24 protein-coding genes and 1 riboswitch are annotated in these 26,937 nt (G+C 62.8%); of the genes, 14 read left to right on the top strand and 10 right to left on the bottom strand.

The genetic code is table 11. The features are described 5' to 3' along the window. From ACYCUK_RS10600 to ACYCUK_RS10610, 3 genes are all read left to right on the top strand, one after another. Positions 1-1,484, top strand: a 1,484-nt coding sequence (locus ACYCUK_RS10600; RefSeq protein WP_461594734.1) for an amino acid ABC transporter permease/ATP-binding protein, incomplete at its 5' end; no start/stop codon positions are given. Between the two features lie 70 nt (positions 1,485-1,554). Next, complete coding sequence (locus tag ACYCUK_RS10605) at positions 1,555-2,592, top strand: acetamidase/formamidase family protein (protein WP_461594735.1); 1,038 nt, start codon at positions 1,555-1,557, stop codon at positions 2,590-2,592. A 92-nt stretch (positions 2,593-2,684) separates the two neighbouring features. Beyond that, positions 2,685-5,051, top strand: a complete 2,367-nt coding sequence (locus ACYCUK_RS10610; protein WP_461594736.1) for an acetamidase/formamidase family protein — start codon at positions 2,685-2,687, stop codon at positions 5,049-5,051. A 211-nt stretch (positions 5,052-5,262) separates the two neighbouring features. Here ACYCUK_RS10610 and ACYCUK_RS10615 read toward each other — a convergent pair whose 3' ends face one another. Both ACYCUK_RS10615 and ACYCUK_RS10620 read right to left on the bottom strand, forming a co-directional pair. Then, the gene (locus tag ACYCUK_RS10615) at positions 5,263-5,865 is read right to left on the bottom strand and encodes an ANTAR domain-containing response regulator (RefSeq protein WP_461594737.1); all 603 of its coding nucleotides are present in this window, start codon (positions 5,863-5,865) and stop codon (positions 5,263-5,265) included. Then, the gene (locus ACYCUK_RS10620) at positions 5,862-7,037 is read right to left on the bottom strand and encodes a transporter substrate-binding domain-containing protein (RefSeq protein WP_461594738.1); all 1,176 of its coding nucleotides are present in this window, start codon (positions 7,035-7,037) and stop codon (positions 5,862-5,864) included. Before ACYCUK_RS10620 ends, ACYCUK_RS10615 begins: the two co-directional genes overlap by 4 nt. Positions 7,038-7,453: 416 nt before the next feature. Between ACYCUK_RS10620 and ACYCUK_RS10625 the strand changes: the two genes are divergently transcribed. The 11 genes from ACYCUK_RS10625 (at position 7,454) to ACYCUK_RS10675 (ending at position 19,243) form a co-directional block, all read left to right on the top strand. Beyond that, on the top strand, positions 7,454-8,698 hold the full coding sequence (locus ACYCUK_RS10625) for an urea ABC transporter substrate-binding protein (RefSeq protein WP_199195214.1): 1,245 nt from the start codon (positions 7,454-7,456) through the stop codon (positions 8,696-8,698). An 82-nt stretch (positions 8,699-8,780) separates the two neighbouring features. Next, complete coding sequence (gene urtB / locus ACYCUK_RS10630) at positions 8,781-10,424, top strand: urea ABC transporter permease subunit UrtB (protein WP_461594739.1); 1,644 nt, start codon at positions 8,781-8,783, stop codon at positions 10,422-10,424. 33 nt (positions 10,425-10,457) lie between these two features. Further along, positions 10,458-11,531 (top strand): urea ABC transporter permease subunit UrtC, encoded by a 1,074-nt coding sequence (gene urtC / locus ACYCUK_RS10635; protein WP_461594740.1) that lies wholly within the window; start codon positions 10,458-10,460, stop codon positions 11,529-11,531. Positions 11,532-11,579: 48 nt separating this feature from the next. Continuing rightward, positions 11,580-12,326: an urea ABC transporter ATP-binding protein UrtD gene (urtD, locus tag ACYCUK_RS10640; RefSeq protein WP_461594741.1), complete on the top strand. Its 747-nt coding sequence runs from the start codon at positions 11,580-11,582 to the stop codon at positions 12,324-12,326. Between the two features lie 2 nt (positions 12,327-12,328). Further along, positions 12,329-13,027: an urea ABC transporter ATP-binding subunit UrtE gene (gene urtE, locus ACYCUK_RS10645; protein WP_461594742.1), complete on the top strand. Its 699-nt coding sequence runs from the start codon at positions 12,329-12,331 to the stop codon at positions 13,025-13,027. Between the two features lie 75 nt (positions 13,028-13,102). After that, a complete protein-coding gene (locus ACYCUK_RS10650; protein ID WP_461594743.1) occupies positions 13,103-14,095 on the top strand; it encodes an acetamidase/formamidase family protein in 993 nt (330 codons plus the stop codon). Positions 14,096-14,119: 24 nt separating this feature from the next. Continuing rightward, the gene (locus tag ACYCUK_RS10655) at positions 14,120-14,881 is read left to right on the top strand and encodes an SDR family NAD(P)-dependent oxidoreductase (RefSeq protein WP_461594744.1); all 762 of its coding nucleotides are present in this window, start codon (positions 14,120-14,122) and stop codon (positions 14,879-14,881) included. 160 nt (positions 14,882-15,041) lie between these two features. Continuing rightward, positions 15,042-15,824, top strand: coding sequence for an ABC transporter ATP-binding protein (locus ACYCUK_RS10660; protein ID WP_112484506.1), 783 nt, complete (start codon positions 15,042-15,044; stop codon positions 15,822-15,824). A gap of 2 nt (positions 15,825-15,826) precedes the next feature. Continuing rightward, a complete protein-coding gene (locus ACYCUK_RS10665) occupies positions 15,827-16,684 on the top strand; it encodes an ABC transporter permease (RefSeq protein WP_461594745.1) in 858 nt (285 codons plus the stop codon). A 35-nt stretch (positions 16,685-16,719) separates the two neighbouring features. Then, complete coding sequence (locus ACYCUK_RS10670; protein ID WP_461594746.1) at positions 16,720-17,703, top strand: ABC transporter substrate-binding protein; 984 nt, start codon at positions 16,720-16,722, stop codon at positions 17,701-17,703. A gap of 154 nt (positions 17,704-17,857) precedes the next feature. Beyond that, the gene (locus ACYCUK_RS10675) at positions 17,858-19,243 is read left to right on the top strand and encodes an amidase (RefSeq protein WP_461594747.1); all 1,386 of its coding nucleotides are present in this window, start codon (positions 17,858-17,860) and stop codon (positions 19,241-19,243) included. Between the two features lie 55 nt (positions 19,244-19,298). On the opposite strand, the gene ACYCUK_RS10680 is transcribed toward ACYCUK_RS10675, so the two are convergent. From ACYCUK_RS10680 to hpxZ, 8 genes are all read right to left on the bottom strand, one after another. Then, positions 19,299-20,003, bottom strand: a complete 705-nt coding sequence (locus ACYCUK_RS10680; RefSeq protein ID WP_461594748.1) for a YoaK family protein — start codon at positions 20,001-20,003, stop codon at positions 19,299-19,301. A 50-nt stretch (positions 20,004-20,053) separates the two neighbouring features. After that, positions 20,054-21,322, bottom strand: a complete 1,269-nt coding sequence (gene oxlT / locus ACYCUK_RS10685; protein ID WP_461594749.1) for an oxalate/formate MFS antiporter — start codon at positions 21,320-21,322, stop codon at positions 20,054-20,056. Positions 21,323-21,613: 291 nt separating this feature from the next. Continuing rightward, positions 21,614-21,714: riboswitch (guanidine-I (ykkC/yxkD leader) on the bottom strand. A 166-nt stretch (positions 21,715-21,880) separates the two neighbouring features. Continuing rightward, positions 21,881-22,687 (bottom strand): alpha/beta hydrolase, encoded by an 807-nt coding sequence (locus ACYCUK_RS10690; RefSeq protein ID WP_461594750.1) that lies wholly within the window; start codon positions 22,685-22,687, stop codon positions 21,881-21,883. A gap of 240 nt (positions 22,688-22,927) precedes the next feature. Next, positions 22,928-23,854 (bottom strand): ABC transporter ATP-binding protein, encoded by a 927-nt coding sequence (locus ACYCUK_RS10695; protein ID WP_461594751.1) that lies wholly within the window; start codon positions 23,852-23,854, stop codon positions 22,928-22,930. Beyond that, positions 23,851-24,597, bottom strand: a complete 747-nt coding sequence (locus ACYCUK_RS10700; RefSeq protein WP_461594752.1) for an ABC transporter permease — start codon at positions 24,595-24,597, stop codon at positions 23,851-23,853. Before ACYCUK_RS10700 ends, ACYCUK_RS10695 begins: the two co-directional genes overlap by 4 nt. A 12-nt stretch (positions 24,598-24,609) precedes the next feature. After that, complete coding sequence (locus ACYCUK_RS10705) at positions 24,610-25,632, bottom strand: ABC transporter substrate-binding protein (protein WP_461594771.1); 1,023 nt, start codon at positions 25,630-25,632, stop codon at positions 24,610-24,612. A 152-nt stretch (positions 25,633-25,784) separates the two neighbouring features. After that, on the bottom strand, positions 25,785-26,534 hold the full coding sequence (locus ACYCUK_RS10710) for a GntR family transcriptional regulator (protein WP_461594753.1): 750 nt from the start codon (positions 26,532-26,534) through the stop codon (positions 25,785-25,787). Then, positions 26,531-26,920, bottom strand: a complete 390-nt coding sequence (hpxZ, locus tag ACYCUK_RS10715; protein WP_461594772.1) for an oxalurate catabolism protein HpxZ — start codon at positions 26,918-26,920, stop codon at positions 26,531-26,533. The genes ACYCUK_RS10710 and hpxZ overlap by 4 nt, the downstream gene beginning before the upstream one ends. Between the last annotated feature and the right edge of the window lie 17 nt (positions 26,921-26,937).

Raw genomic sequence — 26,937 nt, forward strand, 5'->3', positions numbered from 1 at the left:
AGTTGTCTCGCCAGCGCTGGGTGTCCGCGCTGGCGAGGGCCTACACCGTGATCTTCCGCGGCACGCCGCTGATCCTGCAGATGGTGTTCGTCTATGACGCGCTGCCGCACTTCGGCATCCGGCTCAGTGCGATGGCCTCGGCCGGCATCGCGCTTGCCGCAAACGAAGCCCCCTTCATTGCGGAGATTCTGCGTTCGGGCATTCTCGGCGTCGACCGTGGCCAGGTTGCGGCCGGCCAGGCACTGGGCATGCCATCGTTCGTCTTGATGCGGCGGGTCATCGCGCCCCAGGCCATACGCACGATGGTGCCCGCGTTCGGCAACGAAGCGGTGAGCGCATTGAAGAACTCGTCGCTCGCATCCTTCATCTCGGTCCAGGAATTGACCCTGCGCAGCACGCAGCTCGCATCGTCGACCTTCGATTTCTTCTCGGTCTTTTTTGCCTCCGGTCTGCTTTATCTCGTTTTGACGGGAACTGTGGCTGCTCTGCAGCTACTCGCTGAACGTGCGCTCGATCTTGACCGGCAACGATCTCCCGGCGCTGGTCTTCGGAGCCTGTTGACTCGGCGCCCATCCGCGCAAAGCCCTCCGGGTGCGGCAGCTTCGACTGTCGCACACCCGGAGGTAGCTGGGATTGAGACCGCAGCCCCGGAGACGCGCGGAGCGCGCATGGCCAGATCGGCTGATCTGGCCAATGGTCCGATCGCCGTCGAAATCCAGGATCTGTCCAAGCGCTACGGCCCACGTCAGGTCTTCAGTGGGCTGAGCCTGAGAGTCCGCACGGGTGAAATCATCGCGCTTCTCGGGCCGAGTGGCTCTGGCAAAAGCACATTGCTCCGCTGCATCAACCGTCTCGAATCCTGGGATTCGGGCGCCGTGTTGATCGGTGGTCACCGGGTTGGGTACTCGGCGGGCGGTATCGTGCTGTCGCCAAGCGCGGTGGCCAGGCAACGCATCGAAGTCGGCGTTGGCATGGTGTTTCAGCAATTCAATTTGTTCGCTCATCTGACCGCGATCGAAAACATCGCCGGGCCCTTGCGCTGGGTCCATGCCTGGTCGCCCGAGGCCGCCGCGCAGCGGGCGCAGGAACTGATCGATCGCGTCGGCCTCGGCGACCGTGCCGACACATTGCCGCGCCACCTGTCCGGCGGACAGCAGCAGCGCGTGGCAATCGCGCGCGCGATTGCTCCGAGGCCCAAGCTGCTCCTGCTCGACGAGCCCACCTCCGCGCTCGACCCGGAAATGGTCAGCGAGGTTCTGGACGTGATCCGCAAGCTGGCGACGGAGGACAAGCTCACGATGATCATTTCCACCCATCAACTGCGGTTCGCCGAAGAAGTGGCGGATCGGGTCGTCTTTCTCACGGATGGCCATGTGGTCGAGGAAGGTCCGGCCCATGACGTCCTCAGCCATCCACGCCATCCGCTGACGGCGCGCTTCATCCGCGTGATGAACGCCGGCCAGACTTCGGCCCTCGCGCTATGACCCGCGAGCCGAACGCGAGCAAGGGCAGGTCGTGTCTTTAGTGTTCAACCAACCAGAGGAAGCAGCCAATATGTTTCATGAACTGCCTGCAACGCTTGCAACGGTGCATTGGGGCTATTTCGATGCAGGTCTGGCCCCCGCCTTGCGCATCAGAAGCGGGGATGTCGTGCGTGCCGAGGCCGTGACGCATCACGCTGGCGACGCGCCTGATTTGATGATGGACGACGCGGTGCGGGCGCTTTACGAAACCATTCCGGAGGAAGACCGGAACCCGGGCGTGCATCTGATGACCGGCCCGATCCACGTGGAGGATGCACGCCCGGGCGACATGCTCGAGGTGCGCTACCTGCAAATGCTGCCGCGCTTTCGCTACGGATCCAACCTCGCCGCGCACTGGGGACACCTCTACAAGGAGATGGGCGAGAAGGAGCGCGTGACGATCTATCAGATCGAGCCCGATTGCAACACCGCCAGCGCGCTCTATGCGTTCGATTATCCCGGCAAGTATTTGGTGCCGGGCAAGCTGACCCGGCGCGGAACCTGCACCTGCGAGCCGGCGCTCGGCGGAATCCGCGTGCCGGTGCGCCCGCACCTGGGCACCGCGGGGGTGGCGCCGGACGCCATGGGCCGGGTGAGCACGGTGCCGCCGGGGGCGCACGGCGGCAATATCGACAACTGGCGCATCGGCGCCGGCTCGACCATGTACTACCCGGTGGCAGTGCCCGGCGCGCTGTTCTCGATCGGCGATCCGCATATCTCGCAAGGCGATGGCGAGATCAGCGGCACCGCCATCGAGGCATCGCTGAACGTGATGTTCCAGGTCGTGCTGCGCAAGGACTTCCACTTCCCATCGCCCCTGCTCGAAACACCCGACACATGGATCGTGCACGGTTTCGACGAAGACCTCGATGTGGCGATGAAGAACGCGGCGAGGGACATGCTCCAGCTGCTGGTCGACAAGCATGGCCTGAGCCGCGACGACGCCTACTCGCTGATGAGCGTCAGCGCTGACTTTGGCGTCACCCAGGTCGTCGACGGGCGCCAAGGCGTGCACTGCAAGATGCCGCGCGGGATTTTCCCTGCGCGTGTGACGAAGACTGGAACGTAGGTCGTCAGTGCTGCAAGGCCTGCAGCGTGGAGACTGATTTGAAGCGGCACGTTTCTTGCTGTTCCCACTGGGTCTTGCGGGAAGAGCCCAACGTGCATACCGAGTACTTCACGACAGAGTCCTATCCAGTGCAGCAACGCCCCATGGCATGGCGCGAGACCTTGCAGCAGCATTGGTTGCGCCCGGAGATGGCCGGCAGCGGCACGCCCATGCACGGCACCGTGCTGGCCGGGCGCTCGCCACAAGGGATTGAACTGGCTCGGATCAGTTCCTCCCCGCAGACCATCGAGCGCATGGTCGATCACCCGGACGCCGTCTGGCTCTCGCTGCACATCGCCGGCAAGGCGACCCTGTTCGAAGGCGGACATGCCGTGCCGGTCGTGCCGGGCGACATTGTCTACAGCACGTCTGCAGCCGAGTTGGGAATGAGCTTCGGGTCGGATTTCCGCCAGTTCATCGTGCGCATTCCCGGCGAACCCTTGAAGGCGCGGCTTCCCGCCCCACTCACACTCTCTGCGGGGTGCTTGTCGGGACGCTCGGGCATCGGACGCGTCTTTGCAGGAACACTGGGCGCGCTGGCAGAATCATTCGAGAGCCTTGGCGACGATCAGATCACGTCGATTGAACAGACGCTCTCCGAGTTCGTCATCACCAGTCTGGCCGACAGCGGTGCGATGCGCCTGCAGGGCGGCATGAGCGTATCCCACACCGTCCTGTTCAAGCGCTTGCTGCGGCAGATCGACGGCAACCTGAGCGATCCCGAACTGAGTCTCGCCGCTCTTGCCAAACGCGAGCGGATCTCCGAACGTTTGCTGCAAAAACTGTTCGAGGCGAGCGGGCAGACCTTTTCGGCGCATCTGCGCCAGAAGCGGCTGGAGCATTGCCGTGCCGACCTCGCGAACCGGCTTTACAGCCATCTGTCGATCTCCGACATCTGTTTCCGCTGGGGTTTCAACGATGCCGCGCACTTCAGTCGCGCGTTTCGTGAGCAATTCCAGGTGTCGCCCAGGCAATACCGTCTGCAGTCCAGCGAAGCCAGCCAGCAAACGTTGCACAGGGTGATTCATCGCGGCTGGCCCGCCGGGTATCGAGAAGGCGTGAAGCACGAGCCGTCGCCACCCGAGCAGGATCAGCTTGGCATTTCACCGGGCACCGAGCGCGCGGCAGCTCCATGCCCAGGCCAGCACCATCATCTTTGCGCCAACGACAGGACGATTCATTGGGGCTACTTCAGCAAATCGCTCGCACCCGTGTTGACCGTGAATTCCGGCGATCTCGTCACGATCGAAACCTTGACGCAGCATGCCTACGACGACTTTGATCGCATGATCAAAGGGGATTCGGGCGCCGAAAGCGTGTTCCTCTGGACTCGCGAAAAGAAGAACGTCGATCGGCGCGGCGCGGGCCCATCCAATGCATCCATTTACGGCCGAGGAAGTGGCGAGGGCTTCGGCGTGCATATCTGCACCGGTCCCATCCATGTGCGAGATGCCAAACCCGGCGATGTGCTTGAAGTGAGGATCGTTGATGTTCTTCCTCGGCTATCGGCGAACGCCAAGTTCGAGGGTCGTGTCTTCGGCAGCAACGCAGCCGCCTGGTGGGGCTTTCATTACAACGAGCTGCTCACCGAGCCCAAGCCGCGCGAAGTCATCACCATCTACGAGATCGATTGCAGCGCAGGCCACGCGCACGGAGCTTGTGCGCATGCGGCCTACAGCTATCGCTGGACGCCGCAGCGCGATCCCAACGGGGTGCTGCACCCGACGATCGACTACCCCGGCATTCCGGTCGACCGCAGCAGCATCGTCGAGAACCACAACGTTCTGAAGAACGTGAAGATTCCGGTGCGCCCGCATTTCGGCGTGATTGCTGTCGCGCCTCGAGAAACCGGGCTTGTCGATTCGATTCCTCCGGCCTATTTCGGCGGCAATATCGACAACTGGCGGGTGGGCAAGGGTGCGACCGTTTATCTGCGCGTCGGCGTCGATGGAGCGTTGCTGTCCATTGGCGACCCGCATGCATCACAGGGTGATTCGGAGCTGTGTGGCACCGCAATCGAGTGTTCGCTGACCGGCGTGTTTCAAATCGTGCTGCACAAGTCCGAGCATTTGAACAACGAACCCTATGCCGACATCGACTACCCCCTGGTCGAGACGGCGGATGAATGGATCTTGCATGGATTCAGCCACCCGGACTATTTCGCCGAGTTCGGCGACAAGGCCTGCAGCGAGATTTACGAGAAATCCTCCATCGACCTGGCGATGCGCGATGCCTTTCGCAAGACACGCCGATTCCTGATGTCATGCCAGGGCTTGACCGAAGATGAAGCGATTTCTCTCATGTCAGTTGCTGTTGATTTTGGAATCACCCAGGTCGTCGATGGCAATGTTGGGGTGCATGCGATCATCCGCAAGGCATTATTTCAAGGTGCGCGTCAAGGCCAAGCCCTTCATGAATGAGTTGGCGTGGAGACTCTAGGGCCTGGGCTAGGGTTGGTTCTTTTCTTCGATCAGCTCAACGGGCCGCATTCCCTCATGCCTTCATCGCTGCGCCCTTTCTCCTCGGCTTCGTGGGCGATGACTTCACCCTGTTCAACCGCTGGCCTGCTGCGCGAGACGAAACCGGGATGCACCGGGCAAAGTCCACAGACGGCTTCGACATGCGGTCGTCTTAGAACCCAAGCGTCTTGTGGGCCTCGACGATGTTGTGGGCGATGTCCTCGATGTTGGCGCGTTTGAGCATGGACTGCGCGCGCAGCAGCGAGTAGGCCTCGTCCTCGGAGAGGCCGCGCGCCTCCATCATGATCTGCTTGGCCTGTTGCACGACGCGCTGCTTGGCCGACTTCTGCTCGAGCCGCTGGATGTAATGCTCGCGCGTGTTGCGCGCCTTGTGCTGCATGAGGGCCACGGCGATGGCCGTCAGCAGGCCGAACGAGCGCACCGGCGAGGCGATGGTGGTGAAGGCGTCGAGCTGCAGCACGGCCTCGATGGTGATGGGGTTTTCGTACGTGACCACGGGTATGACCGGCGGCGTGGAGGGCTGGCCGATCCAGGGGTACTCGATGCCCAGCGTTTCCGGCCGCACCGCCAGCAGGATGAGTCCGGCTTCCGGCGGCAGAACCTTGAGCTCGGGCCAGTAGGTCTGGACCTTGCAGCCGATGCGATGCAACTGGGCGGACAGTTCTTCGCCATCCTGATCCTGCGGATGGATCACGATCACCTGGAGCGAGCGGATCTGCCGCAGCACCGAAGCGGGCTCGGGCACGCGTGTCATGCGCGCTCCTCCGCCCCCGGGTGCTTCCGGTTCTCCGTGCCCAGCCAGTCCGGCGTCGAGTGGGACACCACGTAGGGGTCGGCCTTCGCCCGCTCCGGGGCGCTGGCCAGGATGTCGAACTGGCCCTGGGCGTTGGCCCGGCCGATCCGCGGCTGGAGATAGGTGTGATGGTTGTGCTCGTCGATGCGCACGCGGCCCTGGGGCGCGTCGAATTCGAGGCCCGGAAGAACGCGCAGCAGATGTTCCGGATCGTCGCTTCCGACCCGCCGGATGGCGTCGGCCAGCATGTGCAGCTGAAAGTAGGCCGCCTCCCAGCACATATTGGTGACGAGGCGCTCGCCGAACCTTGCGCGGTACCGTGCGATGGCCTGTCGGTTCTCCGGCGTGTCGACCGACTGGAAGTAGGCGGCGCAGGTGATATGGCCTTCGGCCAGATCGGCCCCCATGATGGAGACCTCGGCCTCGCTGGTCATGTGGCTGGCGATCGGCATCGCATAGGGGTCCAGCCCCACGGCGGCGAAGGCGCGGTGCAGCAGGGGGATGCCCTCGCCGACGACGGTGGAGAAGATGAAGTCGGGCATGGCGTTCCTGATCCTGTGCGCCACCTCCAGATAGCTTTCCCAGGGCGCATCGAGCGGAAGATAGGTTTCGGAGATCTTCTCGCCGCCGCGCTCGAGGATGAGGTCGCTCATGACGCGGTTGGACTCGTACGGGCAGATGTAGTCGGACCCCACCATCCACACCCGCGAGCCGAAGTGCGACAGCATGAACCCGGCCAGGGGCAGCGAGTTCTGGTTCGGCGCAGCCCCCGCATAGATCACGTTGCGGCTGTACTCGAAGCCCTCGTAGGGCGTTGCGTAAAAGAGCAAGGCGTTGTGCCGCTCGACGATGGGAATCACCGCCTTGCGGGTGCTCGACATGTAGCAGCCGAAGATGAGGCGCACGTCGTGTTCGAGGATGAGCTGCTCGGTCAGACCCGCGTAGCGGCGTGGATTGCTTTCGGGATTCACGCAGACCAGTTCGATCTCGCGCCCGAGGACGCCGCCCGCGCGGTTCACCTCCTCGGCCGCCATGATGACGGCGCGCTGCTGGCTTTGCTCGACGATGGAGGTCACGCCGGTGGTGGAATACAGAACCCCGATCTTGATGGGGCCGTCTTTGGAATGCGACATGGTGTGGAGAAAGATGGCGTGGCGGGAAGATGTGTGGCCCAGCATTGGGGCGAAACCTGATGCGCATGCACAGCGAACATGCATCGTGCGCCACATTGGGGCTTGGGCACACCCGGCATGGGCATGTCTTTTGAGCAAGAACCGTGCTTAGTGGGCTGTGCCTTGCGTCATCCATGTGTGTCGCCGCCTGTTGCCCGGGGCGAAGCGATGTCGCCCGGTCTCTGGCACGGCCCTTGCTTGAGTCGATCGTCGACATCGCGGCAAGTTAGTGCCCCGATCCATCCGACTTCATTCAAGTCGTTCCTGACAAAGGCGTCTCGAGCGGCACCGGCCATAGAAGCCCGAAAACCAGCATGCCTGGTTTCGGGCTTTTTTATTTGTGTTTTTCGGACCCCCTTTTTTGTTGGAGCTATGTCATGAAAAGACGTGTCTTTCTTTCCGCCCTCGGTTCGAGCGTGGCCGCCGTCGCGGGGACCACGCTGCCGCAATCGGTGCAGGCCGCCGGGAGCAAGGAGCCGATCAAGCTCGGCCTGCTGTTTTCCCAGTCGGGGACGATGGCGAACAACGAGTCGCTCCTCAAGGACATGTCCTTGATGACCATCGACCAGATCAATGCGCGCGGCGGTGTGTTGGGCCGCAAGGTCGAGGGGGTCGTCGTCGATCCGGGCTCGGACTGGCCGATGTATGCCCAGCTCGCCAAGCGCCTGATCCTGAGCGACAAGGTGGCCGCCATCTTCGGCTGCTGGACCTCGGTTTCGCGCAAGTCCGTGCTGCCGGTGGTGGAGGCGCAGGACAGCCTGCTGTTCTATCCGCTGCACTTCGAGGGCGAGGAGGATTCGAAGAATGTGGTCTACCTGAATTCGCCGCCCAGCAGCTCCGTGCTGCCCGCCGTCGAATACCTGATGAGCCCCAGCGGGGGCGGCGCCAAGCGCTTCTACATGATCGGCAGCGACTATGTCTGGCCGCGCACGATCAACAAGATTCTGAAGGGCTACTGGAAGACCAAGGGGATTCCGGAATCCGCCTGGCGCGAACACTATGTTCCGTTCGGCCAGTCGAATTTCCAGACCATCGTTCGGGAAATCAAGGAATTCGCCGCGCAGCCGGGCGGCCAGGCCATCGTCGTGATGACCGTCGTCGGGGACTCCATCCCCGCGCTGTTCAAGGAAGCCGTCAACCAGGGCGTTCGCGCCACCGACATTCCCATCCTCGGTCTTGACGTCGTGGACAGTGACCTTCAGGGCCTCGACACCAAGCCGCTGGTCGGGAACCTGAGCTGCTGGGACTACTTCCAGAACGTGAACACGCCCTTGAACACCAAGCTCAAGGCCGAGTGGAAGAACTACGTCGAGACCAACAAGCTGAAGCACCGCCCGGACATGGTCATCGATCCGATGGTCTCCACCTATCTCGGCCTCAACCTCTGGGCCAAGGCCGTCGAGAAGGCGAAGTCCACCAAGACGGCCGCGGTGCGCAAGGCGCTTGCCGGGCTGACGATCGACGATCCGGCGGGCTACGTCGACAAGATGGACATGACGAACCAGTATCTCTGGCGCGGCGACATGATCGGTTCGATCAACGCCAATCAGGGCTTCGACATCCTGTGGAAGTCGAAGGACATCGTCAAGCCCATTCCGTTCAGCCCGTTCGTCAAGGCCTGATCTCACACGCCGAGCCCGCGCGGCCCGCGGTCCTTCGCGGGCTGCACGGAGCGACGCTGACGATACGTTCACGGAAGCCAGCATGATCGATTGGAAACAGTGGTTGCCCAGGGCATGGCTGCCCATGGCGCTCAGCCTGTGCGCCATGGGCAGCCATGCCGCGGCCGCTTCAACAACTGAACCGGCCTATCCGCTGCGCGCTGCGGCGGTCAAGGCCTTCTGCGCCGAAGGCGACCATCCGGATGCGCTGGCCAAATTGGTCGGCCTGGGCACGCAGGCCGACGCGGCGAACCGCGCCTGGGCCACCACCCTGGTGCTGGCCATTCGCGATGGAGCGTTGACTTGCGACTCCCACGGCGGCGCGGTCATCACGCAGAAAGAAGGCCATGTCGACGCCGTGACGCTGGCGCCCGCACAGGCCGCGCCTGCCGGGACGCCCTACGTTCCAACCATCGTGATGATGCGCAAGCTCGCGGTGGCGACGGCCGAGATGGACCTGTTCAGCAAGCAGCGGGACTTGCGCGAGAAGGCTGCGGCGCAGGTCAGCAAATTCTTCATGCTGCTCGATCCGGACATCCTGCGCCGTGCCATCCAGCGCCAGGGCGATGCCGACATCAAAGCCACGCTGGCGCTCGCCATGGCCAAACGCGGCCTGTATTCCAGCGACAAGAAGGAACAGCTGGGCGCGATCGAGGCCCTCGGCGGCGTGCCCAGCGAAAGCTCGCGCACCCTGCTCACCGACTACCTGGCCAACCAGCAAGTGCAGGCGAACCCGCTGCTCGCTGATGCCGCCAAGACGGCGCTGCGGAGCATCGACCAGTGGCTGGCCATCGGCAATGGCTTGTCGATCCTCTTCAGCGGCCTGAGCTACGCGGGGATTCTTCTGCTCACCGCCATCGGACTGTCCATCATCTTCGGCCTGATGGGCGTGATCAACCTCGCGCACGGCGAATTCATCATGCTGGGGGCCTATGCCACCTATCTCGTCGAGCACCTCATGCGAGTGTATGCGCCCAGCATGTTCGGCGCCTATATTTTTGTCGCGATCCCGGTAGCCTTCGTGGCCTGCGGGTTGTTCGGGGTGCTGCTCGAGTACTGCGTGATCCGCTTTCTCTACCGCCGGCCGCTCGAGACTTTGCTCGCGACCTGGGCGGTGAGCATCGCCATCATCAAGCTGGTGCAGCTCGTCTTCGGGTCGCAGAACGTCGAGTTCATCACGCCGTCCTTCCTGAACGGCGGAGCCCAGGTCGTCGGCGGCTTCTTCGTCACCTACAACCGGCTCTTCGCCATCGGCTTCTCGCTGGCCGTCTTCCTGGCGACCTACGCGGTGATCCGCACCACGCGCATCGGCCTGCTGATGCGCGCCACCACGCAAAACCGCGACATGGCGAAATGCCTCGGCGTGCCCGCCCAGCGCATCGACCGGCTGGCCTTCGCCATGGGCGCGGGGCTTGCCGGACTGGCGGGCGTGGTGCTGACCCAGATCGCCTCGGTGAACCCCTTCATGGGCGCCGGCTTTGTCATCGACGCCTTCATGGTCGTCGTGCTCGGTGGTGCCGGCAGTCTGGTGGGCACGGCGGTTTCATCCCTGGCGCTGGGTGAGATCAACCAGTTCATCGAGCCTTTTTACGGGGCGGTCGCGGCCAAGGTCGCCGTGCTGCTCATCATCGTCCTCATCATCCAGAAGCGCCCCAACGGGCTCTTCACGGTGAAGACGCGCGGCTGACGCCGAATCGATGGAGCCACAGCCGCCATGTTGATGAAAAAACGTCTTGAGCACAGGATCGAAATCGGATTTGCGGCGCTGATCGTCCTGCTGGCGGTCTATATGCCGGTCTCGCACTATGCGTTCCCGCATGGAAGCGTCTTGTCCCTCTCACTGTTCAGCATCAACCTCATCGGGCAGATCATGAGCTTCGCCCTGCTCGCCCTGGCGCTCGACCTGGTCTGGGGCATGGCCGGCATGCTGAGCCTCGGCCATGGCATCTTCTTCGGCATCGGCGGCTACATGATGGGCATGTATCTGCTGAATGCCGCCTATGCCCAGACGCATGTCCTGCCCGATTTCATGCAGTACATGGGTTGGAGCGACTTCCCGCCGTTGTGGCATCTCCTGTCCGGTTTCGGTGCCACGCTGGTGCTGTGCATGCTGCTCGTGGTCGCGGTGGCGACGCTGTTCGGCTTCGTCACGTTCCGGTCGCGCATCAACGGGGTCTATTTTTCGATCATCACCCAGGCGCTGACCTATGCCTTGATGCTGCTGCTGTTCATCAACGATGTCGGCCTGGGCGGCAACAATGGCTTGACCGGCTTCACGCGCATCCTGGGCTTTCCGCTGGCCAGCGTGTCGACGCAGATCGGGCTTGCGGTGGCTGCCTGCCTGGTGCTCGCCGCCGCCTACCTGCTGCTGCGTTTCCTGGCCGGGTCGAGCCTGGGGCGGGCGCTGGTCGCCATTCGCGACGACGAGGCGCGCATGCGCTTCCTTGGCTACAAGACGCATGTGCTCAAGCTGCTGGCCTGGGGCCTTTCCGCCGTGCTGGCGGCCCTGGCGGGAATGCTCTACGTCCCGCAGGTCGGCATCGTGAATCCCACGATCGTGTCGCCGAGCTTGTCGATCGAAATCGCGGTGTGGGTCGCCATCGGCGGCCGTGGCACGCTGATCGGCGCCATCGTCGGCGCGATTCTCGTCAACGGCCTGAAGTTCTGGCTGACCGCCGCGGCGCCCAGCGTCTGGCCCTTCATCCTTGCCGGCGTCACGCTGCTCATCACCATCGCGATGGGGCGTGGACTCTGGGGCGAGACGAGAGTGGCGTTGGCGCGTTTGCCGCGCTGAGGCCAGGCGCTGCCCAGGAACGCGGATCGAGCCCAGCGACGACTGACGATGAAACAACACACTGCAATTTACGTGGATGGCCTGCACGTCAATTTTTCCGGGTTCGCGGCCATCACGAACCTCACCATGGAGATTCGCTATGGCGAAGTCCGCGCCATCATCGGCCCGAACGGCGCCGGGAAAACGACCTTGCTCGACGTCATCACGGGCAAGACGCGCCCGACGCGCGGACAGGTCTACCTCGACAAGACGATCGACCTCTCGCGGCACGACGAGGCATCGATTTCGCGCCACGGCATCAGCCGGAAATTTCAGAAGCCCAGCATCTTCGAGGCGCTGAGCATTGAACAGAATCTCGAACTCGCGATCCGCCGCGGGCGGGGCTATCTGGACATGTTGCGCTCCCGCTTGAGCGGCGAGCAGCGCAGCAAGATCGGCGAGGTGGTGGACCTGATCGGCCTGGCGGACGCCCCGGACCATCTCGCGGGAACCCTGTCGCACGGCCAGAAGCAGTGGCTGGAAATCGGCATGATGCTGGTGGCCGATCCGCAGGTGTTGCTTCTCGACGAGCCCGTGGCCGGCATGAGCGACCACGAGACCCAGCGCACCGCGGAACTCATCGCGCGGCTGAAGTCGCCGGAGCGCGCGGTGGTGGTGATCGAACACGACATGGACTTCGTCGGCCAGATTGCCGATCTGGTCACCGTGCTGCACGAGGGCAGCGTTCTCGGCGAGGGCGCGATGGACAAGATCCGCAACGATCCTCGCGTGATCCAGGTCTATCTGGGGCGCTGATCATGACGCTGCGCATGCAGGGAATCAACCAGTACTACGGCAGCAGCCACACGTTGCGCAACGTCTCGGTTTGCGTGGCGGAGGGCGCCTGCACCGTGGTGCTCGGGCGCAATGGCGTCGGCAAGACGACGCTGCTGAAGTGCCTCATGGGCCTGCTGCCCATCGAGGCCGGCGAGATCGCGCTCGACGGCCGGAACTTGTCTGCCCTGCCGACGCACAAGCGGGTTGCAGCCGGCCTCGGCTACGTGCCGCAGGGGCGCGACATCTTCCCCGAGCTTTCGGTCGAGGAGAACCTGAAGGTCGGCGCCTATGGCGGCGAAAAGAGCGTGAAGGCGCGGTTCGGGTTCACGGATGTGTTCCAGATCTTTCCGGTCTTGAAACAGATGCGGGGCCGGCTGGCGGGCAATCTCTCCGGCGGGCAGCAACAGCAGCTGGCGATCGGCAGGGCGCTGCTGACGAATCCTTCGATCCTGGTGCTGGATGAACCGACCGAGGGGATTCAGCCGTCGATCGTGCAGCAAATCGAGGGCGTGATCCAGTCGCTCAAGGGCGAGCTCTCGATCTTGCTCGTCGAGCAATATTTCGATTTTGCACAATCGGTTGCGGACGATTATGTCGTTCTGGTCCGGGGGCAGGTCGTTGCGACCGGAAGGGGGGCAGACATGGATCGGGACGATGTGCGCAGTCTGATTGCGGTTTGACGGTTTTTTTCTGTTTGGACAAGTGGGGTCAGCCTGTCTGGGCCTGTTTTCATGGATTCTGATGAGGGAGTGGAGATGAATTGGCTTGAAGATTCAATCATGCACACGCGCGGCGTCGCAGGCGGGAAATTGGGGGAGACGCATGAGCTCACGGAGGGGCGGCAAGGCAAGTTCCATTACACGATCGGCCCGTATTCGGAACCCGTCATGGAAATCAAGCCGGGTGACCGCGTGATCATCGAGACGCGCGATGCCTTCGAGGGAAAGATCAAGACCGAGCAGGATTTGCCGAGCCAGAAATTGCAGGTTCCATTTCTGAATCCGCAAAATGGGCCAATCATGATTTCCGGAGCCGAGAAAGGGGACGTTGTCGCCATCCATATCGAATCGATCAAACCACGTGGCGATAACCCGCGCGGCACGTGTTGCCTGATTCCGCGATTCGGCGCCTTGACCGGCACGGAGTACACGGCGACGCTGAATGATCCGTTGCCTGAAATCACGCGCAAGATCGATCTCGACGAAGAAGGCGTTTATTGGAGCAAGCGCGTGATGTTGCCTTATCGCCCGCATATTGGAACGCTCAGTCTTTCTCCCGAGATCGATTCCATCAACTCCCTGACTCCAGATAACCATGGCGGGAATATGGACGTACCGGACATGGGGCCGGGAAGCATTACTTACCTGCCGGTGCGTTCGGCAGGTGCGCGGCTGTTCATCGGCGATGCCCACGCCTGTCAGGGTGATGGCGAGGTCTGCGGGACCGCCGTCGAATTCGCCACCACGACGACCATCCATGTCGATTTGATCAAGGACTGGAACATTGCCTGGCCGCGCCTGGAAACGGACCAGTTGGTCATGGCGATCGGCAGTGCCCGGCCGCTGGAGGATGCGACGCGCATCGCCTATCACGAATTGGTGCGATGGATGGCGAAGGAATATGGCTTCGACCTCTGGGACGCCTACATGATGCTCAGCCAGTGCGGACAGGTTCGCCTGGGTAATTTCGTCGACCCGAAATACACGGTGGGTGCGGCAATTCGCAAGAAATACCTGAAACCGATTTGACGGCGCATCGCGAGGGTTTGAAACATGGATCTGAAACTGAAGGGTTTGAAGGTCGTCGTGACCGGCGCCACCAAGGGCATCGGTCGGTCCATCGCCGAGACTTTCGCGCAGGAAGGCGCGCATGTCGCCATCTGTGCGCGCGATGCTGATGCCGTGGCGCGGACTGCGGCTGCGCTGCGGGAGCATGGCGTCGAGGCGCTCGGCGGCACGGTCGATGTCTCGAATCGCGGCCTGTTGCAGGGCTGGGTGCGCGAGGTCGCCGGGCAGTGGGGCGGGCTCGATATCGTCGTGGCGAATGTCAGCGCCTTGGCCATTGGGCAGGATGAGGAGTCCTGGCGCCGTGAATTCGAGACCGACCTGATGGGCACGGTGCATTTGGTGGATGCCGCGATGCCCTTCCTCGAAGAAAGCCGGGCCGCCTCGATCGTCGCGATCTCAAGCGTCTGGGGCCGTGAAATCGATTTCGCGGCCGGGCCTTATGGGACGTTCAAGGCGGCCATTGTTCATTACATCCAGGGCATCGCGTTCCAGAATGCGGCCAAGGGCATTCGGGCCAATACCGTTTCGCCTGGCAATATCTATTTTGAAGGCGGGGTATGGGAGCACATCCAAAACAATAACCCAACGCTCTATGCGGAGGCCTTGGCGCTGAATCCAACGGGCCGTATGGGGCGCCCCGAGGAGATTGGGCGGGCGGTGGCCTTCATTGCCAGCCCGGCCGCAAGCTTCGTCAGCGGCGCAAATCTTGTCGTGGACGGTGCCTTGACGCGCGGTGTTCAGTTTTAGGGCGCGATTGCCCCAATATTGACCTTGATTTTGAATCGACGGCTTGCATGGTGCGGATGGGGTGCGATTGAGCCCGCCAAAGTAGGCTCGCTTTGGCATGGTTTATGCATTTCATCTTCATACCCAGATTGGTATTTTCAGATCGGATTGACCCCCAAAAATGGCGACAGGCGTACCCAAACTCTCGTTGCGCAACGTGAGCAAGAGCTTCCAGGCCAAGGGCCGGGAGGTCCCTGTGCTCGACAAGCTCAGTTTCGACGTCGACGACCAGGACTTCGTCAGCATCATCGGCCCCAGCGGCTGCGGCAAGACCACGGTGTTCAACATCATCGCCGGCCTGCTTCAACCGGACGAAGGCGAAATCCGCATGGATGGCGTGGTCGTCAACGGGTTGCGCGGCAAGGTGGGCTACATGTTGCAGAGGGACCTGCTGCTGCCCTGGCGCACTGTCCTGCAGAACGTGGTTCTGGGCCTTGAGCTGCGAGGCACCCCGCTGAACGAGTGCAGGGACATTGCCATGGAGTACATCTACACCTATGGCCTGGCAGGTTTCGAACACGCCTATCCCAAGGCGCTGTCCGGAGGGATGAAGCAGCGCGTGGCGCTGATCAGGACACTGATCTACGACCCGCAGGTCATCCTGCTGGACGAGCCTTTCTCCGCGCTCGACTATCAGACGCGCCTGTATCTCGAAGGGGTGCTGGTGGAGGCGGTGGAGACCTTCAAGAAGACCGTGATCCTGGTGACCCATGACATCGACGAGGCAGTGGCCCTGTCGAAGCGGGTGGTGGTGCTTGGAACCCGGCCGGCCAGCGTCAAGGCGGTGCACACCATCGACATCGCGCAGCGCACGCCGATCGAGGCGCGCAGCGATCCCAATTTCTCGGGCTATTTCCATGCCCTGTGCGCCGAGCTGGAAATTCAAACCAAGGTGGGGAGGTGAGCATGGCGGAAGCTCTGGGTCGCCCGTTGCAGGATGCAGCCAGGGTTGCTGGTTCAAGGTGGAAACTCCCGCCAGCGTTCAGGAGCGCGCTCTTCACGGCGACGATCCAGATCGGGATGGTGGCGGCCGTGCTGGCCGCTTGGCAGTGGGGCGTCCACGCCGGGCTGATTTCGGCGTTCCTGGTGGGTTCGCCTGTCGGGATTTTCGAGAAGTTGTGGCAGGCCCTGCGCGACGGCTCCCTCTGGATGAACACGGAGGTCACATTGATGGAGGCCATCTCCGGCTTTCTGATCGGCAGCCTGGTCGGCTCGATGGTGGGGCTGTCCCTGTGGTACTCGCCAACGTTCGCCCGGATCGTCGAGCCCTTCGTCGTGGCCATCAACAGCGTGCCCAAGATCGCTTTCGCGCCCATCGTCATCCTGTGGTTCGGCACGGGTCTGGTGTCGAAGATCATGCTCGCGGTTTCGCTGACGGCCATCGTGGCCCTGATCGCGGCTTACGAGGCGGCCAAGAACGCGGATCACGATCTCCAGTCGCTGCTGCTCGCGCTGGGCGCCTCCAAGCACCAGGTCTTTTTCAAGATGGTGGTGCCTTCCACCCTGCCGGCCATCATCTCCACCTTCCGCATCAATATCGGCTTTGGCCTGGTGGGCGCGGTGGTGGGGGAATTCATTTCATCGTCCAAGGGGCTCGGCCATCTGATTTTCAACGCCTCGTCCCTGTATGACCTGAACACCGTCTGGGTCGGACTGTTCGCGTTGATGTTCGTCGGTTTCGTTCTGTATTACGTGGTCGATCGTATCGAGCGTTATCTCTTGCCCTGGCGCCAGTCGGACTCCGGTCAGCGCTTGCGTGTTTGATGTTCGTTGGGTTGTTCAACTTCCGGGAGAAAAAAATGGGCTTGACTTGGTTGAAGAAGGTCTCGCTGGTGTTGGCCGCCAGCCTGTCGGCAATGGTCGCCTCGGCGCCTGCGCATGCGGAGCCGAAGAAGGTGGTGGTCTCCCAGGCTTTTCAGTCCCTGCTGTACCTGCCTCTGTACGTGGCCATGGACAAGGGCTACTTTCAGAGAGAAGGGCTGGACGTGGTGAAGCAGACCGCGGGGTCGCCCAGCGTGGCGTTGTCGGCGGTGATTTCAGGCAGTGCGGAATTCTCCATCCATGGCCCGGAGTGGACGACCATCGCCATCTCCAAGGGCGCGCAGCTGGAGATCGTGTCGAACGTGGTGAACCGTGCCGCGGTCTGGCTGGCGGCCGATCCCGCATTCAAGTACACCGGGGGCGACTCCCTGAAGGGCGTCGCCATTTCCACCGGCATGATGCCCACCACCAGCACCTCGTTGTTTATCAAGCTGATGAAGGAGAAGGGCATCGATCCCGACAAGGACCTGAAGATGACCCAGGTGCAGATCGGCAATGAGGTCGGGCCGCTGCTTGCGCATCAGGCCCAGGTGGCGGTGATGTACGAGCCGGGCCTCGACCAGGCCGTGGCCAAGGGCATGAAGGTGATTTTCGGCTTTCCCAAGATGTACGGCCCCTATGCCTTCTCGTCGGTGACCACGCGCAAGACGACCGATCCCGACACCATCCAGCGTTTCGTGGACGGCATGGAACTCGCCATGCGCTACATCTCGACCGACCCGGCTGGCGCCATCGCGGTGGCCAAGACCGAATTCCCCAGCCTCGACCCCGTCGTGGTGGACAACGCCGTCAAGCGGATGATCGCGGGTGACGTCTATCCCAAGAGCGTGGCCACATCGCCGGCCGCCTTCGATACGGCCATGAAGACGCAGGTGTACCTGGGCAACCTCAAGGACATTCCACCTTTTGACAAGGTGTTCAACACGGCTTACGCGGACAAGGCCATCGCGATGAAGCCCTGAGTTCAGGCGGCTAGGCCAGGGCGGGCATGCATGGATGCGCAATGCAGCAGACGCTGCGCCACGCCCGGCCAGTCCCTGAAAACCGTCCGCTCTCAAACCTGGCAGCGTGGGAGGCCAGGGCATTCAAGGCGTCACAGCAACGTGGAGTCTGTGCATGGAACTGGAAGCAATGGGTTTGCTGCAAGCGTTGGATGCGCTTCGACGCGGTCGATGCACCAGTGAGGATTTGGTCCGCGCCTGCCTGAGCCGGGTGAATCAGGCGGAGGCACAAATCAAGGCCTGGGAATGGCTGGATCCCGATGCCGCTCTCCTGGCGGCGCGCAAAGCAGACGCGCGGATGAGACAGGGCGGCCAACCCGGCTTGCTGCATGGCCTGCCAATCGGCGTCAAGGACATCATGGCGACCGCTGGCGTGCCGACACGCATGGGCTCGCCGATCCACGCCTCGCACGTTCCGCGCGTATCCGCCACCGTCGTGCGTCGCCTCCAGGACGCCGGCGGCTTCGTCATGGGCAAGACCGTGACCACCGAGTTCGCCTGGCGCAACCCCGGCAAGACCCACAACCCCTGGAACCTCGGGCATACGCCGGGTGGGTCTTCGAGTGGTTCGGCCGCTGCCGTTGCCGCCGGCATGGTTCCTGCCGCCCTCGGCACCCAGACGGTGGGGTCGGTGATCCGCCCCGCGGCCTATTGCGGCGTGGTGGGCTACAAGCCGAGCTTCGGCTTGATCTCCCGCGCCGGGGTTCATCCCCTGAGCCATAGCCTGGACCATGTGGGCGTCTTCGCCCGCAGCGTGGCCGACGCAGCCTATCTCGCCGCCTGCCTGGCCGGTCAGGATGACTTGGACCCTGGAAGCCTTGCCGCTGCGGTCTTGCACCCGGGCGAGGCCGCCGCAGCGGATTTGCCCGCCGGCGAGCGACGCCTGGCCGCGGTGCGTACGCCGGTGTGGCGACTGGCCGACGAGGCCCAGCGCGCCATGTGGGACGCCAATCTGGCTGCGCTCGGCCGGGCCGGTGCGGTTGTCGAAGACGTCGAACTTCCCCCTTCCTTCCAGGACGCGCTGGACGTGCTGCGAACCATCCTGATGGCCGAGGGGGCCCAGATCTATGCTCCATTGCGTGCTGCCAATCCTGGCAAGACCAGCGCCGCGCTGGATGATCTGATCGAAACCGGGCTGAAGGTCTCATCGGTTGACTACACCGCCGCGCTGGCTGCCGCCAAGGGCATGCGCGCGGAGTTGCGAGCGCTGCTGTCGCGTTTCGATGCGATCGTCACGCCGCCCGCCACCGGGGAGGCGCCGCCAACCTTGGTTGACACCGGAGATGCCAGCTTCTGTGGCATCTGGACCCTCATGGGCGTGCCGGCCGTGACCTTTCCGGTCGGCTTCGGCCCGACCGGCCTGCCCTTGGGCCTGCAGGTGGTCGGGGCCTATCTGGATGATCGCAAGACCTTGGACGCTGCAGCCTGGTGCAGCAGACAGATCGGCCTGCCCCCGAGGCTCGTATCGTTTGCAGAAGTGAACGTCACCCATGGTGTTTAAACCCGATGCCGAGGACTCGGAGGATGCGAGGCACTTGACCGCTCGGTTTGTGGTTTTATGGGGCGACCGGGGGTTTTTCGCGCAACGGCATCATTTGAATCGCCAGGGCACCCATGACCGCAAGCAGGGGAGCAGAAATTGCCAGGGGGATGGCTTGCCAAAGCAGTAGGGCCGTCATGGTCGCGCCGCATGCGTAGATTCCGAAGGCCAGCAATTGGCGCTTGGCGGTGAAGATCGAAATGGCTCCTCGGCCCAGACTTGCATGCATCAGCGTCATCACGATGCTCGTCAATGTGCTGGTAAAGACCACGGTCGGAATGCCGTCGAGGTTCACTTTTCTTGCGGCGACGCTTTGAACCCCCATGCTGATGGCCGAGGATGCAATCAAGGTGCAGAGCCCAATCCCCGCGGCGGGAAATCCGACAAGGCGCCATTGCGCCAAAAATAGGCCCATGAACATCGCCTCCACGCCCAGCAGAACGAGCAGATCCTTCCGCACACTGCGCGTGTGAATGGTTGCCCCGAGTGCAACCCCGGCAATGTAGCCGCACAAGGCGATGAGGGAATGGATGGCGGCAAACAGATGGCCTTGCCCGATTGCCAAGCCAAGAAGGGCCGTGTTGCCCGTCATGGCCGACGTGAACACTTGCTGAAGCTTCACGAACGCGATGACATCCGTCGCGCTCGAGGCGAAGGCCAACAACCCCAGAACCAGATCCCTTCGATCGAACCGCTCCCTTGCCGGGGCTGTCATCGCCATAGGCTTGCGTGATGGCGTTGCATCAACGGCAACGGGTGGCTGCGGGTGGTTCAACGCGCCGCCATGTACCGGGCTCGCAGGGACTTGAGCACGAAAAGCGCGAGCAATGCTGCGGCCATGTCCAAACCAATCATCATGCCGAAGACCGGCACCCAGCTTCCGGTGGACTGGTGCACCAGCGCGGCAATCGGGCCGCCGAGGATCGAACCGACGCCCTGGGCCATGTACAGGAAACCATAGTTCGTGGTGGCGTGGCGGATGCCGAAGGTGTCCGTCAGGGTCGAAGGAAACAGGGAGAAAATCTCTCCCCAGCCAAAAAAGACGACGCCCGACAGCAGCACGAACCACAACGGATCGCTGCGCAGGCCGAGCCAGGCGAACATGGCAATCGCTTCAAGCCCAAAAGCAAGGGCCATGGTATTTTCGCGGCCGATGCGATCGGAGACCCAGCCGAAGAAGGGACGCGTCAGTCCATTGGTGAAGCGATCGATGGTCAGGGCAAGCGGCAGCGCGGCCATGCCCCATACCAGGACGCTGGCCACGCCGAAGTCCTTGGCGAATGCGCCCATCTGGGAAATCACCATGAGCCCGGAGGTCGACATCATGGTCATCATCGCGAACATCAACCAGAACACCGGCGTCTTCAGCATCGCGCCTGGCCCGACGCCGGCCGATTTTTGGGCGGGGTGGCCCGACAGCATGGCCGCATGGCTCGGAGGCCGCTTGATGCCTTGTGCCGCGATGAGGCCGACTGCGCCGATGATGTAGCCAAACAGGGTGAGGGTCTGGGCGTAACCGACCGAGGCCAGACTGGAGGCAATCGGGAAGGTCGTGAGAATGGCGCCGAAGCCGTAGCCCGCGGCAACCATGCCGACGGCGAAACCACGCCTCTGCGGAAACCAGCGCACCATCAGCCCGACCACGCCGACATAGACGATGCCGGTGCCCAGCCCACCCAGCAGCCCATAGGTGAGATAAAGGTGACCGACGCTGTGCGCATTGGCCGATAAAACCCAGCTCAGGCCGGTGAGCAAGGCGCCGAGAGACAGCAGCAATCTCGGGCCGAAGCGATCGACCAGAAACCCCTGGAACGGGGAGAAGAAGGTTTGCAGGACGATGAGAATGGAAAACGTCACCTGGAGTTGTGCCAGGCTGCCGCCAACTTGGCCCAACAGCGGCTTTGTGAAGAGCGCCCAGACATACTGGGGACTGGAAATGGCCATCATGCACAGCACGCCCAGCGCGAGTTGAATCCAACGGCCTTTCAATTCCGTGCTGGATGTGGCCACGGTTTGCTGCGGACTGACGATTGCGGACATGGATTTCTCCTTGAGAAAATGGAACACCGATGGGCCTTCGCGTCAGCGAAAGCTCCGCCTTTCAATGCTGCTTGGTTCTGCGGAAAACCGCGATCAGCGCACCTCTCGCGCCCGGCCGCGTTGGCCCTGATGCGCCTTCCCGCAAAGCCATGCGTCCTGGTGCCATGACCAGCAAGCCCGCACTGCCGCTGCGCTGGGCGCAAGCGGCATGAAGATTCGGCGAGGGGTCAACATGGTGCGGCTCCGAAGTCGAGGGATCTGTACATGGCACGGAAGTCAGCGGCGTCGCTCATCTCCCGGGCTTTTGTCCCTCCGTGGAGCCCCCTGAAGGGGCCGGGCAGCTCTCGGACCAGACGCCTCGTGAAGAAGCCGGAACCCTAGCCACCCTGTCAAACGTCAATCAACAATCGGCGAGTCACCACCCATCCGTGCCTTGCATTTCACGCAAAATCCATGCCACTTTCGAACCCCTCGTTTGGGCAACGAACCGTGGCATGGAAAGGGTTGCCTCAACGACCGCCGTCGTGAAACGGTGCAACGCGCACGGAAGCTGGGCGCTCAATGCACGCCCATGAGTCGCTGTGCGGCGTGCGTAAGCGCACCAGCCGGCGAAGCCAGTTCTTCGAGGATGGAGAAATGGTTATGTCCGTCGAGCCGTAGCAATGCATGGCGCCCTGGCTGCTGCGATTGCAGCGCCTCGAAATACGATACCGACTGACGTTGCAACTCGGGCAACTCACCCCCTCCATAGGCGACGACCAAAGGCTTGCCGGGCGCAGGGAGGGCCACTGGGCTATTGCGTATCGCTTCAGCTTCGTCCAGCCTCAGCTTGTCGTTCACGTAGCACAGGCGCATCGGCTCAAGGTCAAAGATGCCACTGATCGCAAGCCCGCCTTTCACCGCAGGGTGCCCCATGGCCATTGCCGTGAGGTGGGCGCCAGCCGACCAGCCAGAAAGATAGACAGGGCCGACCCGTCGCGCCAGGCAGTCCAACGCCGCCGCAATTTCCGCAACGATGCCGTCCAGTCGCTTTTCGGGCGCAAGCGTGTAGCCGACGAAGGCGACGCTGATGCCATGGGCCAGAGGCCCTGCCGCCAGGAAGCTGAAATTCTCCTTTGCGCGCATTTGCCAATAGCCGCCGTGGATGAAGACGAGCCACGGTGCGCCGGGACCGACTTCGAAGCAGTCAATCCGGTTGCGCTCGGCATCGCCATAGCGCAAGTCGAGGAGGGACGCGCGGGTCGTGCGCAGTCGCTCGCTCCGCTCCTGCCAGCCTGCAACGATCACAGCGCTATCGGCAACCGCCGCGCTATTGTTATAGGCGGCATCGAGTCTCGCCTTGTCCATTTCACGATAAAGATTCATCTGATTATTTGTGGTTTGAATTGGATGTGCTTGAAAAGCCCGAATTCCGGTTGCAAATCACTGACCCACGAAACTTGCGCCCATCTAGCGCTATTGCTCCGGCCCTATGAAATTTGAACTCCACACGGTGCGCGTCTCAGTGATGAGTGCCTGAAAAAGTGCAGACATTACAGGGCCGGATCAATAGTTTCGGGTGTGAGATACGGGCGATGCTTGGTTGTGCACATCACACTTCGATGCTCATGCGGCCGACACTTCCCGCCTGAAAATCTCCAGCGCCCTCGACTTGACTTCGATGAAGCGCGCATCCGCAATCGATTCCGGGCCGCGGGGTCGTGGGAGGTCGAAGTCCAGCGCGGCGGCGATGCGGGTGGGGCGACGCGTGAGCAGCAGGATGCGGTCGGCGAGGAAGACGGCGTCCTCCAGGTCGTGCGAGACGATGAGGGTGGTGGTGCGGTCGTGCGCCTGCACGTCCTGCAGCTTGTCGCGGATGAACAGGGTCATCTCGTAATCCAGCGCGGAAAAGGGCTCGTCGAGAAACAGCACCTCGGGGCGCGGCGCCAAGGCGCGCATGATGGAAACGAGCTGCTGCTGGCCGCCGGAGAATTCGTAGGGGTGGCGGCGCAGGTCGAAGCGCACGTCGAAGGCGTCGACCAGATCGTCCACCCGCGCCTTCACCTGCGCCGCGGCCATGCCACGGCGCAGCAGCGGGTATTCGATGTTGCGCCGTGCCGAGAGCCAGGGCAGCAGCGCCTCGCGGTAGTTCTGAAACACGTAGCCGATGACGGTGTCGCGCAGGCTTTTGCCGTCGAACAGAATCTCGCCGCCGTCGACGGGCAGCAGGCCGGCAATCATGTTGATCAGGGTGGACTTGCCGCAGCCGTTGGGGCCGAAGACGGAGATGATCCTGCCGCGTGGAATGTCCAGGTCCAGCCCGCGGTAGAGCGGCACGCCGCCGAAGCTTTTGTTCAGGCCGCGAATGGTGACGTGGGTGTCGGCGGCTGCGGGCAGGCGCACGAGGCCGGCTTGCAGGGCGGCGCTGGTCGCCGCGTCACGGCGGCTTGTGAGCGCCCCCAGGGTCGGCTCGCCGGCCCGCCCCCCGTGGGGGTCAAGGAAGCTTGGGACGGCCCTGCGTTTCCTTGAGAGAAGTCGGGCCAAGGCGCTCATTTGCCACTCCAGTGCACGAAGCGGCGCTCGATCAGGGAGAACAGCAGGTTGAGCACATAGCCCAGCACGCCGGTGAGCAGGATGGCGGCGTACATGCCTTTGATGTTGAGCACCTGCTGGGCGTTGATGATGCGTTGGCCCAGGCCGGTGTCGGAGCCGATGAACATCTCGGCGACGATGACGATGACCAGCGCCATGCTCACGCCGGTGCGCAGGCCGACGAAGGTCTGCGGCAGGCTCTCCAGCAGCAGAACGTCCTTGAACACATGCCAGCGCGACACGCCCATCACCTTCACCGCGAGCACGCGGGTCTTGCGCGCATGCATCACGCCATAGGCGCTGTTGAACAGGATGAGGAGCACGGCGGCAAAGGCCGAGATGGCCACCTTGTTCAGATCGGACAGGCCGAACAGCAACATGAACAAGGGGATGAGCGCGGACGATGGCGTGGAGCGGAAAAAGTCCACCAGGAACTCGACGCTGCGGTAGACGGCTGGCGCGCTGCCGAGCGCGACGCCGAGGGGCACGCCGATGACGGCGGCGAGCGCAAAGGCCTCGAAGGTGCGCAGCAGGGTGGAGCGCAAATCGGGCCACATGCTGCCGTCGACCAAGCTGTTCCAGAGCGCCATGGTGGTGGCCCCTGGCGACGGCAGCAGCACCGGGTTGACCCAATGGGACGACACCGCCACCTGCCACAGCAGCAAGAGCGCGAGCGGCCCGCTCAGGGGCAACAGGCGTTGCATCCTGGCCCCCGCTCAGGCGCGGTAGAGCATGGAGGCGACATCCACCTTGCGGGTGAAGATCTTGCGTTCAGTGAAGACGTCGAAAAACTTCTGAAAGTAAGCAAGGTCAGAAGACGTGAATTGCGCGTAGTTTGTAAATCCCGGCAAGGGCACCGCTTCGGCGAGCTTGGCATCAATGGCGGTGTAACCCAGCAAATCAGGCCGCACCTGCTGTGGCTGCGCAAGCACCAGGTTAATGGCCTGGACATAAGCGGCGATATAGCGTTTGGACAGTTCGGGCTGCGCCTTGAGAAAGGACGATGTGAGCGATGCGGCGCCGCCGAACCATGGTGCCATTGGATTACCCAGGACGTATTTGGAGATCACGCCAACTTCAAGTGTGCGCGTGGTGCCATTGAGTCGCCCGACGGTGCCTGTCGGCTCCAGGGAGTAGACAGCGTCGATCTGGCCAGCAGCCAGGGCAGCAACGTGCTGACCAACCGGCATTTCAATGGGTTTGACGTCGGCATAGCCATTCTTTTCGAAAATAATCTTGGCGAGTGTGACGTTTTGAATGCCGGGGCCGCAGCCAATGCGCTTGCCCTTGAGTTCGCCCAGCGTCTTGTAGTTGCTCTTGGCGGCCACCAGAATCTCGTCAAGCACCAGTTTGGCGTTTGCCGGGTTGGCCGCAATGATCTTGGACAATCCGGGCTCGACAATATCGCCCAGCGCGAGAGCTGCCGACGCGGTGCCATTTGCGGAACCGTGGATGCGCCCGGCGATCATGGCCTCCACCACCTGCTGCGGGCTGGCGAACTTGACCGCCTCCACCTGTAGTCCAGCCTGTTTGAATACGCCCTGATTGACTCCGGTATAAAGCGGAATGCCCGCCGCGATCGGCCAGAAGCCGATACGGATGGTGCTGTCCTGGGCGCGTGCCAGAGCTGGAAATCTGGCGGCTACGCCTGCGGCCAGGCCGGCCTTGAGCACGGTTCGCCTTGTGGTGTTGGAACTGGCGCCAGAACCGGGGCTGGAATGGGGATTGCGAGGTGCCATAGTCATGGCGGCTCCTTGAGGTTGGTGCGCATGCCTATAAGCGGATGCGCAGGTATCTTGTGTGCAAAGGCAAATGCAAGATGCGTGCCAAAGCAGGAGTTCCAGCGCCATGCCCAGACGACCCGGGCGGCCGGCAAGGTCCTTCGATCGCCTTAAACCGGGACGCCTTGCTGCGCCTCGGTACGCACGCTCTGCAGCCGGTGCAGGGTGATCTTGCGGGTCTCGATCTGGCTGCGGTCGATGTGCGCGCGGATCAGCAGCTCGGCCTGGTCGGCCTTGTGGCGCTGGATGGCGCGCAGGATGGCGGCGTGCTCGTCGTAGGTGGTGCTGACGCGATGGGCGTAGGTGAAGTCCAGCCGCCGGATGATGCGGATGCGGTCGGTGACGTCGGCATGCACCCGCAGTATTTCGGGGTTGTCGGCGGCAGTCACCAGGTCGGTATGAAAGGTTTCGTCCAGGGCGGCGATGCTGCGGGAATCGCTCAGGCGCTGCGACTTGTCCACGATCCAGGTCGCCGCCAGCCTGTCGAGCAGGCCTTGCAGATCGGCGGCTACCTCGCGCATGGCCAGTTTGCGTACGGCATGGACCTCGATCAGTTTGCGTAATTCGTAGAGATGGTCGAAGCGGGCGAAGTCGATGGGCACGACCTCCCAGCCGCTGCGGAAATAGCCGCGCACCAGACCCTCGGCCTGCAGCCTGAGCAGGGCTTCGCGCACCGGCGTGCGTGAGGCTCCGTAATACTCGGCCAGTTCCGATTCCGTGAAGCGCTGGCCGGGCAGCAGGCGGAACTCGAACACATCCTCGCGCAGGCGGGCGTAGATTTCTAAGGCCCGCGAGGCCGGTTTGGGTGCGGGCTTGCCCTTGCGCGTCACGCTGTTCGTGCGCGCTGCGGCCGTCTTCATGCCGCCTCCATCCAGCTCACGTGTGCGGCAACCACACGCCAGCCTTGTTCGAAGCGAACCCAGGTCTGGCTTTGGCGTGCGACGCGCGGGTTGCCGCTACGTTCGAATTCGATGTTCGCCACGGCAAAGTCGCGGCCGAAGGTGGTGATGCTGCGGCGGCGAATGCGCCGCGCCAATCCTTGGCTCGGGCGTTGGGCCCGAAACGCGGCAATGGCGTCGAAGCCGTAGAGGTTTTCGGTTGCGCCATAGCGCAGGGTGTGCGGCGAGTTCCAGAACAGCGCGTCCAAGCTGTTGACGTCGTTGCTTACCAGCGCCTGCTCGTAACGCGCGAACACGTCCTCGACCTCGGCTAGGACGTCCGGGAGGTTGATCGTGGATGGGATCATGTTGGGCATGGGGGTTG

It is taken from the genome of Thiomonas sp., assembly GCF_054608695.1.

Coding starts and splice junctions, on each gene's coding strand:
- ACYCUK_RS10605 (WP_461594735.1), top strand. CDS start 1,555: ATGTTTCATGAACTGCCTGCAACGCTTGCAACGGTGCATTGGGGCTAT.
- ACYCUK_RS10615 (WP_461594737.1), bottom strand. CDS start 5,865: ATGACACGCGTGCCCGAGCCCGCTTCGGTGCTGCGGCAGATCCGCTCG.
- ACYCUK_RS10620 (WP_461594738.1), bottom strand. CDS start 7,037: ATGTCGCATTCCAAAGACGGCCCCATCAAGATCGGGGTTCTGTATTCC.
- ACYCUK_RS10625 (WP_199195214.1), top strand. CDS start 7,454: ATGAAAAGACGTGTCTTTCTTTCCGCCCTCGGTTCGAGCGTGGCCGCC.
- urtB (WP_461594739.1), top strand. CDS start 8,781: ATGATCGATTGGAAACAGTGGTTGCCCAGGGCATGGCTGCCCATGGCG.
- urtC (WP_461594740.1), top strand. CDS start 10,458: ATGAAAAAACGTCTTGAGCACAGGATCGAAATCGGATTTGCGGCGCTG.
- urtD (WP_461594741.1), top strand. CDS start 11,580: ATGAAACAACACACTGCAATTTACGTGGATGGCCTGCACGTCAATTTT.
- urtE (WP_461594742.1), top strand. CDS start 12,329: ATGACGCTGCGCATGCAGGGAATCAACCAGTACTACGGCAGCAGCCAC.
- ACYCUK_RS10650 (WP_461594743.1), top strand. CDS start 13,103: ATGAATTGGCTTGAAGATTCAATCATGCACACGCGCGGCGTCGCAGGC.
- ACYCUK_RS10655 (WP_461594744.1), top strand. CDS start 14,120: ATGGATCTGAAACTGAAGGGTTTGAAGGTCGTCGTGACCGGCGCCACC.
- ACYCUK_RS10660 (WP_112484506.1), top strand. CDS start 15,042: ATGGCGACAGGCGTACCCAAACTCTCGTTGCGCAACGTGAGCAAGAGC.
- ACYCUK_RS10665 (WP_461594745.1), top strand. CDS start 15,827: ATGGCGGAAGCTCTGGGTCGCCCGTTGCAGGATGCAGCCAGGGTTGCT.
- ACYCUK_RS10670 (WP_461594746.1), top strand. CDS start 16,720: ATGGGCTTGACTTGGTTGAAGAAGGTCTCGCTGGTGTTGGCCGCCAGC.
- ACYCUK_RS10675 (WP_461594747.1), top strand. CDS start 17,858: ATGGAACTGGAAGCAATGGGTTTGCTGCAAGCGTTGGATGCGCTTCGA.
- ACYCUK_RS10680 (WP_461594748.1), bottom strand. CDS start 20,003: ATGGCGATGACAGCCCCGGCAAGGGAGCGGTTCGATCGAAGGGATCTG.
- oxlT (WP_461594749.1), bottom strand. CDS start 21,322: ATGTCCGCAATCGTCAGTCCGCAGCAAACCGTGGCCACATCCAGCACG.
- ACYCUK_RS10690 (WP_461594750.1), bottom strand. CDS start 22,687: ATGAATCTTTATCGTGAAATGGACAAGGCGAGACTCGATGCCGCCTAT.
- ACYCUK_RS10695 (WP_461594751.1), bottom strand. CDS start 23,854: ATGAGCGCCTTGGCCCGACTTCTCTCAAGGAAACGCAGGGCCGTCCCA.
- ACYCUK_RS10700 (WP_461594752.1), bottom strand. CDS start 24,597: ATGCAACGCCTGTTGCCCCTGAGCGGGCCGCTCGCGCTCTTGCTGCTG.
- ACYCUK_RS10705 (WP_461594771.1), bottom strand. CDS start 25,632: ATGGCACCTCGCAATCCCCATTCCAGCCCCGGTTCTGGCGCCAGTTCC.
- ACYCUK_RS10710 (WP_461594753.1), bottom strand. CDS start 26,534: ATGAAGACGGCCGCAGCGCGCACGAACAGCGTGACGCGCAAGGGCAAG.
- hpxZ (WP_461594772.1), bottom strand. CDS start 26,920: ATGATCCCATCCACGATCAACCTCCCGGACGTCCTAGCCGAGGTCGAG.